8 protein-coding genes are annotated in these 12,343 nt (G+C 71.9%); 2 read left to right on the top strand and 6 right to left on the bottom strand.

All coding sequences use genetic code 11. The features are described 5' to 3' along the window. Positions 1 to 139 precede the first annotated feature (139 nt). The gene (locus tag AB0K51_RS22630; protein WP_363458376.1) at positions 140 to 1,087 is read right to left on the bottom strand and encodes a sigma-70 family RNA polymerase sigma factor; all 948 of its coding nucleotides are present in this window, start codon (positions 1,085 to 1,087) and stop codon (positions 140 to 142) included. A 151-nt stretch (positions 1,088 to 1,238) separates the two neighbouring features. Here AB0K51_RS22630 and AB0K51_RS22625 point away from each other — a divergent pair, with 151 nt between their 5' ends. Continuing rightward, complete coding sequence (locus tag AB0K51_RS22625) at positions 1,239 to 2,273, top strand: hypothetical protein (RefSeq protein ID WP_363458374.1); 1,035 nt, start codon at positions 1,239 to 1,241, stop codon at positions 2,271 to 2,273. Positions 2,274 to 2,352: 79 nt separating this feature from the next. On the opposite strand, the gene AB0K51_RS22620 is transcribed toward AB0K51_RS22625, so the two are convergent. Further along, positions 2,353 to 5,229, bottom strand: a complete 2,877-nt coding sequence (locus AB0K51_RS22620) for a vitamin B12-dependent ribonucleotide reductase (protein WP_363458372.1) — start codon at positions 5,227 to 5,229, stop codon at positions 2,353 to 2,355. Positions 5,230 to 5,385: 156 nt separating this feature from the next. Continuing rightward, positions 5,386 to 5,862 (bottom strand): transcriptional regulator NrdR, encoded by a 477-nt coding sequence (gene nrdR, locus AB0K51_RS22615; RefSeq protein WP_363458370.1) that lies wholly within the window; start codon positions 5,860 to 5,862, stop codon positions 5,386 to 5,388. 424 nt (positions 5,863 to 6,286) lie between these two features. Here nrdR and lexA point away from each other — a divergent pair, with 424 nt between their 5' ends. Beyond that, complete coding sequence (gene lexA / locus AB0K51_RS22610; RefSeq protein ID WP_363458392.1) at positions 6,287 to 7,012, top strand: transcriptional repressor LexA; 726 nt, start codon at positions 6,287 to 6,289, stop codon at positions 7,010 to 7,012. Positions 7,013 to 7,082: 70 nt separating this feature from the next. On the opposite strand, the gene AB0K51_RS22605 is transcribed toward lexA, so the two are convergent. From AB0K51_RS22605 to AB0K51_RS22595, 3 genes are all read right to left on the bottom strand, one after another. Then, entirely contained in the window at positions 7,083 to 9,170 is a 2,088-nt protein-coding gene (locus AB0K51_RS22605) for an ATP-dependent DNA helicase (protein WP_363458369.1), read from the bottom strand. Positions 9,171 to 9,183: 13 nt separating this feature from the next. Further along, entirely contained in the window at positions 9,184 to 10,878 is a 1,695-nt protein-coding gene (locus AB0K51_RS22600; RefSeq protein WP_363458389.1) for an IucA/IucC family siderophore biosynthesis protein, read from the bottom strand. 61 nt (positions 10,879 to 10,939) lie between these two features. Then, a complete protein-coding gene (locus tag AB0K51_RS22595; protein ID WP_363458367.1) occupies positions 10,940 to 12,343 on the bottom strand; it encodes a SidA/IucD/PvdA family monooxygenase in 1,404 nt (467 codons plus the stop codon).

The raw sequence follows: 12,343 nt of genomic DNA, 5'->3' as shown, positions 1-12,343 counted from the left end.
GTCGATGTGCTGTGGGCGATGCTGCGTGACAAGAGGCTGTTCACCTCCGCCCCGTCGGTCACGCAGACGGCTTGACACGATCATTGAGATTCCCTTCGGTTGGGTGCTCACCGGTACGTACCGGCGGCCCCCGCCGAACTCATCGCGGCTGCGCGGAATTCTCCCCGGGGATCTCACCCGCGATCTCCAGCGGAAGCCCGAAGCCCGCGAAGCCGCGCGGGTCCGCGAAGACCACGTTGTCCGTGACCAGCCCGTCGACCACGGTGAGCACCTGCAGGCTGTGCAGGCGCAGCAGGGGGCCGGCGGGCGCGTACGCGGCCAGTGCGGGCTGTCCGTTGGCGGTGAGCTCGCGCATCGCCCAGCCGGCGCCGCGCATCGCGAAGACCCGCTCCATGAACTGCCCGTAGTACCCGCGGCCCCGGTACCAGAGCGGCACGGGCGGCATCTCCAGCACGGCGTCCTCGGCCAGCAGCCGCACCAGCGCGGGGACGTCCGCCGCCTCGAAGGCCAGCAGGTAGCGCTGGACCACGGCCCGCACCTCGGGGTCGTCCGGCTCGCGCAGCCGGTCCGCGTCGCCGACCTCGGCGACGGCGGCGCGGGCGCGCTGCAGCGCGCTGTTGACGGCGGCGACGGTGGTGTCGAGCTGCCCGGCCACCTCGGCGGCGGAGAACGCCAGCACCTCGCGCAGCACCAGCACCGCGCGCTGACGGGCCGGCAGGTGCTGCACCGCGGCCACCCAGGCGAGCCGCAGGTCGGCCCGCCGCTCGACGTCGAACCGGGCGTCGGGGAACGGCTCCAGCCACGGGACGTCGCCGGCGGGCGTGAGCGGCACGTTCACGTCCTCGCTCGGCGCGCCGAGTCCGGACGGCAGCGGGCGCCGGGCCCGGCCCTCCAGCGCGGTGAGGCAGACGTTGGTGGCGATCCGGTACAGCCACGTCCGCACCGAGGCGCGCAACGGGTCGTACCGCTCGCGCGCCTTCCAGGCCCGCAGCAGCGTCTCCTGCACCAGGTCCTCGGCCTCCTGGAAGGAGCCCAGCATCCGGTAGCAGTAGGCCGTCAACTCACCCCGGTAAGGCTCCAGTTCCATGCCCGCAATGATGCCGCACGGGTCGGACGCCGACGGCCTGGACGCGCCTCCGTGCTGCCGCGTCGGCCCGGCCGCGCCGCGGCACCGGGCTGTCCGCGCGGCCCGGTAGGGTCCCGGCCGAGGCTCGCAGGTGACAGTCGAAGGAGTTGCGTTGGCGCGCACCACCCCGCCCCGGCCGGTCGACATCGCGGCCGTCTTCCCGGAGTTGGCCCCGCTGGCCCGGCAGGCGGTGCGCCTGCACCCGCGGCCGGGCGAGCCGACCGTCCACGACAGCTCGGTCGGCGGGCCGCTGCTGTGGCCTGCCGACGAGGAGTGGCCGGTCTGTACGCAGGAGCACGAACACCACGAGCTGCCCGTCTCGCTGGACGACGTCCGCAAGAGCCGCGCCCTGCTCGAAGCGGCCTGGCGCCGTCCTCGCGGTCCCCGCGAGAACCTGCTCGACCCCGAGCAGGAGGCCTACCTCGACCGGCTCGAAGCCGGGCATCCGGCGAACGACGGGCCCAACGCGCTGCTTCCGGTCGCCCAGCTCTACCTGCGCGACGTACCGGGGCTGGTCGGCCCCGAGGGTGCGGGCGTCCTCCAGGTGCTGTGGTGCCCGCTGGGCCACGACCACGGCCTCCCCGCCGCGCACCTGGTCTGGCGCGGCTCCGCGAACGTCGAGGAGGTGCTCACCGATCCGCCGCAGCCCGCAGACGTCGAGCACTACGGCAACTACGTGCCCGAGCCGTGCCTCCTCCACCCCGAGGTCGTGACCGAGTACCCGGCACCCCACGAGCTGCCGGAGGAACTCGCCGAGCGCCTCCACGACTGGGGTCTCGGCGTGTGGGCCGCACAGGACCCGGACGAGGAGCGGAGCCCCGGAGGCGCCTACTACCAGTACGAGCACTCCGTCGCCCCCGGCTGGAAGATCGGCGGCTGGGGCCCGTGGAGCTTCAGCGACCCCCGGCCGATGAACTGCGAGGTCTGCCAGGCCGAGTACCGGCCGCTGCTCACCGTCAGCTCCGGCGAGTGGGACGGCGGCAGCCGCAGCTGGATCCCGCTGGAGGACCGCGAAGACCCTCCCGGCCCCACCGGGCTGCGCACGCCCTCGGATCCGCCGATGGTGCAGATCGGCCGCAGCTACAGCATGCAGATCTACGTCTGCCCGACCTCCTTCGACCACCCGCATCTCGAGAACATGCAGTGAGGAGCCGGCTGACGCTCCGTCAACAGGTGTGTCCCCCCGGCGAACAGCACGCCGGGGGGACACACCTGGTCAAGCAGGCTCAGCTGCAGCCGCTGGTGGAGCCGCAGCCCTCGCAGAGGTAGCAGCTGCCGGCGCGGCGCATCTTGGTGCCGCAGGAGAAGCAGAGCGGGGCGTCGGCGTTCAGGCCGAGGCGGATCTCCGCGAGCTCGGTCGAGTTGTGCGCGGCCGGGGCGGCCTTGGGCTGCTCGACGAGCGGCAGGGCGACGTGCGGCTTCGCGGGGGCGAGCGGCGCGGACTGCGCCAGCGCCTCGACGTCGACGTCCTCCTCGATCGGCTCGTAGGAGCCGGTCTCCAGGTGCCGGGTGCGCTCCTCGACGGAGTGGATGCCCAGCGCGGAACGGGTCTCGAAGGGCAGGAAGTCCAGCGCCAGGCGGCGGAAGATGTAGTCCACGATGGACTGCGCCATCCGCACGTCCGGGTCGTCGGTGAGGCCGGCCGGCTCGAAGCGCATGTTGGTGAACTTCGAGACGTAGGTCTCCAGCGGCACGCCGTACTGCAGGCCGACCGAGACGGCGATGGAGAAGGCGTCCATCATGCCCGCGAGGGTCGAGCCCTGCTTGGACATCTTCAGGAAGACCTCGCCGAGGCCGTCGTCCGGGTAGGAGTTGGCGGTCATGTAGCCCTCGGCGCCACCGACCGTGAAGGAGGTGGTGATGCCGGGCCGGCCCTTGGGCAGGCGCTTGCGGGTCGGGCGGTACTCGACGACCTTCTCGACGGCCGGGGCCGCGACCGGCTCGGCGACCGCCGCCGGGGCCTTGGTCTTGGCCGACAGCGGCTGGCCGACCTTGCAGTTGTCGCGGTAGATCGCCAGCGCCTTGACGCCGAGCTTCCAGGCCTGGAAGTAGATCTCCTCGACCTCTTCGACGGTGGCGTTCTCCGGCATGTTGACGGTCTTGGAGATCGCGCCGGAGATCCACGGCTGGATCGCGGCCATCATCCGCACGTGGCCCATCGGGGAGATCGACCGCTCGCCCATGGCGCAGTCGAACACCTCGTAGTGGGCGGCCTTCAGGCCGGGCGCGTCGATGACGTTCCCGTGCTCGGCGATGTGCGCGACGATCGCCTCGACCTGCTCGTCCTGGTAGCCGAGGCGGTTCAGGGCGCGCGGGACGGTGCCGTTGACGATCTGCATCGAGCCGCCGCCGACCAGCTTCTTGAACTTGACCAGGGCCAGGTCGGGTTCGACGCCGGTGGTGTCGCAGTCCATCATCAGGCCGATGGTGCCGGTCGGGGCGAGCACCGAGGCCTGCGCGTTGCGGAAGCCGTTCTGCGCGCCGAGCCGGACGACGTCCGCCCAGGTGGAGTTGGCGATCGCCCACACCGGGGTGTCCAGGTCGTCCAGCGGGGCGACCGCGGCCGAGGCGTCCGCGTGCTGCTTCATGACCCGCTGGTGCGGGGCCGCGTTGCGGGCGTAGCCGTCGTACGGGCCGACCACGCCGGCCAGTTCGGCGGAGCGGCGGTAGGCGGTGCCGGTCATCAGCGAGGTCACGGCGCCGGCCAGCGCGCGGCCGCCCTCGGAGTCGTAGGCGTGGCCGGTGGCCATCAGCAGCGCGCCGAGGTTGGCGTAGCCGATGCCGAGCTGGCGGTAGGCGCGGGTGGTCTCGCCGATCTTCTCGGTCGGGAAGTCGGCGAAGCAGATGGAGATGTCCATCGCGGTGATGACCAGCTCGACGACCTTGGCGAAGGTCTGCGCGTCGAAGGAGTCGTCGTCGCGCAGGAACTTCATCAGGTTCAGCGAGGCGAGGTTGCAGCTGGAGTTGTCCAGGTGCATGTACTCGGAGCACGGGTTGGAGGCGTTGATCCGGCCCGACTCGGGGCAGGTGTGCCAGTGGTTGATCACCGAGTCGTACTGGATGCCCGGGTCGGCGCAGGCCCACGCGGCCTCGGCCATCTTCCGGAACAGGCCCTTGGCGTCGACGGTCTCGATGACCTCGCCGGTCATCCGGCCGCGCAGGCCGAAGCCGGTGCCGTTCTCCACCGCGGTCATGAACTCGTCGTTGACGCGGACCGAGTTGTTGGCGTTCTGGTACTGGACGGAGGTGATGTCGTCGCCGCCCAGGTCCATGTCGAACCCGGCGTCGCGCAGCGCGCGGATCTTCTCCTCCTCCTTCACCTTGGTCTCGATGAAGGCCTCGACGTCCGGGTGGTCGACGTCCAGCACGACCATCTTGGCGGCCCGGCGGGTCGCGCCGCCGGACTTGATGGTGCCGGCCGAGGCGTCGGCGCCGCGCATGAAGGAGACCGGGCCGGAGGCGTTGCCGCCGGAGGAGAGCAGCTCCTTGGAGGAGCGGATCCGGGACAGGTTCAGGCCCGCGCCGGAACCGCCCTTGAAGATCATGCCCTCTTCCTTGTACCAGTCGAGGATCGACTCCATGGAGTCGTCGACGGACAGGATGAAGCAGGCGGAGACCTGCTGCGGCTGCTGGGTGCCGACGTTGAACCAGACCGGCGAGTTGAAGCTGAACACCTGGTGGAGGAGGGCGTGCGTCAGCTCGTGCTCGAAGATCTCGGCGTCGTCCGGGGTGGCGAAGTAGCCGTGCTTCTCGCCGGCGGCGCGGTAGGTCAGCACCACCCGGTCGATGATCTGCTTCAGGCTCCGCTCGCGCTGCGGGCTGCCGACCGCGCCGCGGAAGTACTTGCTGGTCACGATGTTGACCGCGTTCACCGACCAGAAGTCGGGGAACTCCACGCCGCGCTGCTCGAAGTTGATCGAGCCGTCACGCCAGTTGGTCATCACGACGTCACGGCGCTCCCAGGTCACCGCGTCGTACGGGTGGACCCCAGGGGTGGTGTAGATGCGCTCCAGCCGCAGACCCGCCTTGGCGCCCTTGGCGGCGCCCTTCGCGGACTTCTCCGACCTCGAACCGCGTGCGGAACCGCTCGTCGTGTCCGTCACTGTCTTGCTCCTCCTCCTGGGCAAACGCCCGAAGTGCCCTGAAAAGTCCGGGCACCGCTGGTTCGTTCTCCTGGTGTGCGGGCAGCCGGAAGCCCGACCACGGCGCACGGGTGACACAGGGTGTGATGCTGCGAAAAAACGACCGGTGGGCCGTGCTCAGGGCACGGGCACCGGTTCGGGGGCGACCGGCCGCTCGGAGCGCAGCTCCGCGATCGCGGCCTCGAAGTCCTCAAGGTTGTCGAAGGCCCGGTAGACGCTGGCGAACCGCAGGTACGCCACCACGTCCAACTCCTTCAGGGGGCCGAGTATGGCCAAACCGACGTCGTGCGTCGAGAGTTCCGCACTGCCGCTCGCCCGGACGCACTCCTCGACCCGCTGCCCGAGCTGGGCCAGCGCGTCCTCGGTGACCGGGCGGCCCTGGCACGCCTTGCGGACGCCGGAGATCACCTTCTCGCGGGAGAAGGGCTCGGTGACGCCGCTGCGCTTGATCACCATCAGGGTGGCGGTCTCCACCGTGGTGAAGCGCCGACTGCAGTCGGGGCACTGGCGGCGGCGGCGGATCGAGCTGCCGTCGTCGCTCGCGCGACTGTCCACGACTCGGCTGTCCGGATGCCGGCAGAAGGGGCAGTGCACCTGGAACTCCCTCCCTGCGACACGACGGCGAACAACTCGAAACACTCTACCTGAACACAAGACCTGTGCCCGACCCAGGACACTAGCCACTAGATCTTGTGTGCGGGGTGCGCCACGCCGGTCGGACGCGCCGGAATCGGAGACAGCTCCCGGCGACACCCCATAGACTGTTCGAGTCGAACATGCAATCGACTTACACCCGGAGGCTTGATCAAGTCAGCCAACCTCGAATAAATTCACTCGAACGTGTGTTTGGCGCAACCTTTCGATAGGGGCACCAGTTGAGCTGGGCAGATGGAGCACCAGTCGAAGGGTCGCCGCGATGTCCACCCCCAGCGTCATCCACACCGCCGAAGCCAAGACCGCCATCCCGGTGCAGGAGCGTTCCGCGCGCACCACTGACCAGGAGAGCATGGATCAGACCATGAGCCGTAGTCAGCCGATCGAGGAATCCCCGCTCGGCGTGCCCACCCCCGTCGTCCGCTCCCTCCCCGGCCGGCCACCCGGCATCCGTACCGACGAGGCCGGGCTGACCGAGCGTCAGCGCCGTGTCATCGAGGTGATCCGCGACTCGGTCCAGCGTCGCGGCTACCCGCCGTCCATGCGGGAGATCGGCCAGGCGGTCGGGCTCTCCTCCACCTCCTCGGTCGCGCACCAGCTGATGGCCCTGGAGCGCAAGGGCTTCCTGCGCCGCGACCCGCACCGGCCGCGCGCGTACGAGGTCCGCGGCGTCGAGGTCGCCCGCCCGGCCGCGGCGGAGACGGCGGGCCGCCCCTCCACCTCCTACGTCCCGCTGGTCGGCCGGATCGCCGCCGGCGGCCCGATCCTCGCCGAGCAGACCGTCGAGGACGTCTTCCCGCTCCCCCGTCAACTCGTCGGCGAGGGCGAGCTGTTCGCGCTGACGGTCAAGGGCGACTCGATGATCGAGGCGGCGATCTGCGACGGCGACTGGGTGACCGTCCGCCGCCAGCCGGTCGCCGAGAACGGCGACATCGTCGCCGCGATGATCGACGGCGAGGCGACGGTCAAGCGGCTGAAGCGCGAGGACGGCAAGATCTGGCTGATGCCGCACAACGCGGCGTACGAGCCGATCCCGGGCGACAACGCCACCATCCTCGGCAAGGTCGTCGCGGTCCTCCGCCGCTTGTAGTCACGGAAGGCACCCCACAGCAAGATCGGCCCACGGAGAATGGTTCTCGCCGTGGGCCGATCTTGCTGTGCTAGCGCGGCTTGACGGGCGGCGCGGAGGCGTCGATCGCGGCGAGCGACTTGCGGACCTGGTTGCGGTCGGTGGTGTACCAGAAGTCCGGCATCGAGGAGCGGAAGAAGCCGCCGTAGCGGGCGGTGGCGAGGCGGGGGTCGAGGACGGCGACGATGCCGCGGTCGTCCGCGGCGCGGACCAGGCGGCCGGCGCCCTGCGCCATCAGCAGCGCGGCGTGCGTGGCGGCGACCGCCATGAAGCCGTTGCCGCCGCGGGATTCGACGTCCTTCTGCCGGGCGCTCATCAGCGGGTCGTCGGGGCGCGGGAACGGGATCCGGTCCATGACGACGAGCTGGCAGGCGGAGCCGGGGACGTCGACGCCCTGCCAGAGCGAGAGGGTGCCGAACAGGCAGGTGCGGGCGTCGGAGGCGAACTCCCGGATCAGCTCGCCGAGGGTGTCCTCGCCCTGCAGCAGGATCGGCAGGTCGAGTCGCTCCCGCAGGGCCTCCGCGGCGGCCTGCGCGGCCCGCATCGAGGAGAACAGGCCGAGCGTGCGACCGCCGGCGGCGCCGATCAGGTCGGCGAGTTCGTCGAGCATCTCGGGGCGGTCGGGTTCCCGCCCGGGCGGCGGGAGGTGGCGGGCGACGTAGAGGATGCCCTGCTTGGGGTAGGTGAACGGGGAGCCGACGTCGAGGCCGCGCCAGTAGGGCGGGGCGTCCTCGCCGATCTCGGCGGTGGGCCCGTCGGGGGTGCGCTGGTCGGGCAGCCGGGTCTCGCCGGGCAGGCCGAGCGAGGTGGCGACGCCGTTGAAGTCCCCGCCGAGCTTGAGGGTGGCGGAGGTCAGGACGACGGAGCGCTCGCGGTAGAGGGTCTCGCGGAGCAGGCCGGAGACGGAGAGCGGGGCGACCCGCAGCGAGGCGGTGCCGAGGCCGAAGCGGTCGCTGCGCTCGATCCAGATGACGTCGTACTCGGATCCGGTGAGCAGCCGGTCGGCGGTCTCGTGCAGGGTCTCGGCGGAGGCCATCGCCTGCTTGCGGACGGCGTCCTCGTCGCTGAGGCCCTTGTCGCGGGTCTCGCCGAGCGAGGTGATGACCTGCCGGCAGGCGTCGCGGATGCCCGCCACCGCGTAGCCGAGGTACTCGGGGAGCTCCTCGACCTGGCCGGGCTGGGCGGTCTCCATCAGGCCGTGGAAGTTCTCGGCGGCGGCCTGCAGCGCGTCGACGGCCTTCTCGTTGGCGAGCTTGGCGGCGCGCTTGACCGCCCGGTTGACCGCGCCGACGGTGAGTTCGGCGGTGGCCGCGCCGGTGACCCGGTTCACCAGTTCGTGCGCCTCGTCGATGATCAGCAGGCCGTGTTCGGGGAGGACGGGGGCGCCCTCGATGGCGTCGATGGCGAGCATCGCGTGGTTGGTGACGACCACGTCGGCGAGCTTGGCGCGCTCCCGGGCCTGCTCGGCGAAGCACTCCTGGCCGTAGGCGCAGCGGGACGCGCCGAGGCACTCCTTGGAGGTGACCGAGAGCTGGGCCCAGGCCTTGTCGGAGACGCCGGGGGTGAGGTCGTCGCGGTCGCCGGTCTCGGTCTCCTGCGCCCATTCGCGCAGCCGCAGCACGTCCTGGCCGAGCTTGCCGGTGGGGCCGCCGAGGGCGTCGACCGGGTCGAACAGGCCCTCGCCCTCGTCGCTCGGCGTGCCCTCGTTGGCGCGGTGCAGGCACAGGTAGTTGGAGCGGCCCTTGAGCATCGCGAACAGCGGGCGGCGGCGCAGCTCCGGGTGGAGCGCGTCGACGGTGCGCGGGAGGTCGCGCTCGACCAGCTGGCGCTGCAGGGCCAGCGTGGCGGTGGCGACCACCACCCGGTCGCCGTGCGCGACGGCGGGCACCAGGTAGGCGAGGGACTTTCCGGTGCCGGTGCCGGCCTGGACGAGGAGGTGCTCCCCGTCGTCGACGGCGGCGGCGACCGCCTCGGCCATCCGGACCTGCCCGGGCCGCTCCACGCCGCCGACGGCGGTGACGGCGGCGTGCAGCAGCTCCGGGATGCGGGAGGCGGGGACCGGGGCGGCGGGCTCGGCCGTGTCGGGGCCGCCGGGCAGGGGTGCGGTGTCGTTCGTCATGACGCCCCCCAGCCTACGGCGCGGGGGTGACAATCCGGTCCCGTTGGGCGGGCAGGTCCACTCCGGGGTGCAGCGGGTTGGCGACCTGGCCGTGCACGGCGGCGTGCGGGCGGTTCGGGCGGTCGCGGTAGCCGTCGAGGAGCAGCCGGTTGCGGTTCAGGCAGAGCCGGTCGATGGCGGGCGTGAGCAGGTCGAACAGCCGGTGCCGGTCGGCGAGTTCGGGGAAGCGCTGCTGGCAGGCGAGGATCTCCGCGCGCAGCAGCTCCCAGAACTCCTGCTCGGGCAGGCCGAGTTGCTCCTCGAGTAGCGGGGCGAGGTAGCGGTAGACCCCGATGAACAGGCCGGAGTGCAGGAACTGGCAGAGGTAGTCGGGGTGTTCGCGCAGCAGCACGTCGGCGACGTCGGCCGGCAGGTCGGCGAGTTCGGGCAGCGGGTGGGCGCTGATGTTGACGTCGTCGACGAAGTCCTTGACCGCGAGGCGGACCGGGACGTCGTGCTCGTCGAAGACCACGATGGCGTTCTCGCCGTGCGGGGAGAAGACGGTGCCGTAGCGGTACAGGAAGTGCAGCAGCGGCGGGAGCATGGTCGCGAACAGCCGGCCGACCCACGCGCGAGGGGTGAGGCCGGAGCGGGTGACGAGTTCGGCGGCGAGGGCGCGGCCGTCGGAGCCGGTCTGCAGCAGGGCGGCGAGGGTGCGGGCGCGCTCGCCGGGCTCCAGGTGGCGGCCGAGCGGTTCGCGCCAGATCGCGCCGAGCAGTTCCTTGTACTGGTAGGGCGCGTCGGGCAGGTCGCGGTAGAGCGGGTGCTCGACGGCGACGGAGGCGATCTCGCCGAGCAGGATGACCCGGCACTCGTCGCGCAGGAACGGGTCCCGGTCGCGCAGGCCGTGGATCCAGGCGGTGACGGCGGGCGCGGCGAGGGTGCGTTCGGTGGGCAGGCCGCGCCAGACCAGGGTGTTGAGGATGGCGAGCGGCAGTTTGACGGTGCAGCGGTCGGGGCGGCTGAGGTTGAAGAAGCTGCGGATGGACTGCTGGGGCAGTCGCAGGTCGCCGTCGCTGGGCAGCGGGATGATGGCGCCGCTGGCGATCCACGGCGCGAACAGGCCGACCACGGTCTCGTCCCACTGCCAGGGGTGCACCGGGAGCAGCAGGAACTCCTCGGCGCGCTCTCCGAGTTGGTCGCGGAAGCCGGGGTCGAGCTCGGTGTCGTAGATGGTCTCGTCGCCGCGGAAGGTGGCGAGGTCGCGGTGCACGGCGAGCCAGGGCAGCCGGCGGGGCAGCCGGGCCTCGGGGGCCCACTGGGCGGCGTCGGAGGCGGAGAAGCCGATCCGGCCCTTGTTGGGGACGATCCACGGGTGGCCGGTCTGCCGGCCTTCGAGGGCGACGTGGTCGAGGTCGGCGAGTTCGGCGGCGGTCAGCGCGGTGGCCTGGTGGTGGGCGTCGGCGATCAGCGTGGCGGTCAGCTCGCGGACCAGGTGGCCGGTGGTGTCGCCGCTCAACCCGAGGGTGTGCCTGGCCTGTTGGAGGAAGCGCAGCGGGTCGTCGCCGCCCTCGATGGACGCCGGGTCGACCCGCCAGCTTCCGTAGGCGCCCCGGCGGGCGGTGAACCGGTAGGCGGCGGCGGGCAGTTCGATGAGGTACCGGTCGCCGTCGGGTCGCGGGGCGAGCAGTTCCTCGTAGGCGAACTCGGCGAACAGCTTGGCGAGCATCGCCCGGCCGGCGGCCTGCCAGTGCTCGGGGGTGAGCTGTGGCGGCAGGTGGAGTTCGGTCTCAACGGGCGGCTGCGGCACGCTCGTTCCCTTCCTGGGGGCGCGGGAGCACGACGGTGGCGGGAGGTGCGGAGGTCGGGGCGGTGGGCGGGAGGAAGGTGGTCCAGGCGGTGCGCGGGGGCAGCGGGTGGAGGGTCTTGCCGGCGATGGCGTTGAGGATCACGGCGGCCCGGTGGGCGCCGAGTCCGAGGTCCGGGGTGCCGACACCGTGAGTGTGCAGCTCGGCGTTCTGGACGTACAGACCGCCGGTGAGTTCGGGTGCGACGGCGACCCGGTGGTCCAGGTCGACGCGGTAGCGGCCCTGCCCGTCCCACTCGATCAGGTCGGCGATCGGGTCGAGCGCGGGCGGCCGGACCGCGCGGTAGCCGGTGGCGAGCACCACGGCGTCGGTGCGGACCAGGTGGCGCAGCCCGGAGTCGCCGTGCCGGCAGTGCAGTTCGAGTCCGCCGCAGGGTCCCTGGGCGGCCTCGGTGACGGCGGTGCCGGGGAGGATCTCCACCGGGTCGGCGTCGATCGGGCGGCCCACGGTGCGCTCGTACAGGTGGTCGTGGATCTCGCCGAGGGTCTCCGCGCTGGCGGCCTTGTGCAGCTGCCACTGGGCGGGGACCAGCGCGTCGCGGACCGGCTCGGGCAGGCCGTGGAAGTAGCGGGTGTAGTCGGGGGTGAACTGCTCCAGGCCGAGCTTGGAGTACTCCATCGGGGCGAGCGCCCGGCTGCGGGTGAGCCAGCGCAGCCGGGTGCCGTCGCCGGCCCGGCGGCGCAGCAGGTCGAGGAAGACCTCGGCACCGGACTGGCCGGAGCCGACGACGGTGATGTCCCGGGCCGCCGCGTCGAGCCGGTGGCGCTCCGTCAGGTAGTCGGCGGAGTGCAGCACGGCGGGGTGGTGGCGCAGCGCGGCGAACGCCTCGGGGCGGGCGGGTTCGGTGCCGGTGCCGAGCACCAGGTTGCGGGCGCGGTGCAGCCGGCCGGCGGCGTGCACCAGGTAGAGCCGCTGCTCGGCGTCCCAGTGGACGGCGGTGACGGGGCTGTCGAAGCGGCAGTTGGGGAGCCGGTCCGCGGCCCAGCGGCAGTAGTGCTCGTACTCGCGGCGGGGCAGGTGGAAGCGCTCGCTGAAGTAGAACGGGAACAGCCGCTGCTGCTCGCGCAGGTAGTTGAGGAAGGACCAGGGGTTGGTCGGGTCGACCAGCGAGACCAGGTCGGCGAGGAACGGGACCTGCATCCGGGCGCCGTCGACGAGCATGCCGGGGTGCCAGCGGAACTCGGGCCGGGCGTCGAGGAAGAGCGCGCTGACCGCGTCGGACCGGTCGGCGAGCGCCGCCAGCGAGAGGTTGAACGGGCCGATGCCGACGCCGATCAGGTCGTACGGCTCGGACTGGCGGCCGGTCGTGTCGTCGTGGGGTGTCAT

The sequence above is a fragment of the Kitasatospora sp. NPDC049285 genome, from assembly GCF_040678815.1.
Classification (GTDB): Bacteria; Actinomycetota; Actinomycetes; order Streptomycetales; family Streptomycetaceae; genus Kitasatospora.
This window is presented reverse-complemented; position numbering and strand designations above follow the sequence as displayed.

Bases quoted from the DNA above. Each gene is read 5' to 3' on its own strand.
- AB0K51_RS22630 (WP_363458376.1), bottom strand. From the start codon at position 1,087: ATGGAACTGGAGCCTTACCGGGGTGAGTTGACGGCCTACTGCTACCGG.
- lexA (WP_363458392.1), top strand. From the start codon at position 6,287: ATGAGCCGTAGTCAGCCGATCGAGGAATCCCCGCTCGGCGTGCCCACC.
- AB0K51_RS22605 (WP_363458369.1), bottom strand. From the start codon at position 9,170: ATGACGAACGACACCGCACCCCTGCCCGGCGGCCCCGACACGGCCGAG.
- AB0K51_RS22600 (WP_363458389.1), bottom strand. From the start codon at position 10,878: ATGCTCGCCAAGCTGTTCGCCGAGTTCGCCTACGAGGAACTGCTCGCC.
- AB0K51_RS22595 (WP_363458367.1), bottom strand. From the start codon at position 12,343: ATGACACCCCACGACGACACGACCGGCCGCCAGTCCGAGCCGTACGAC.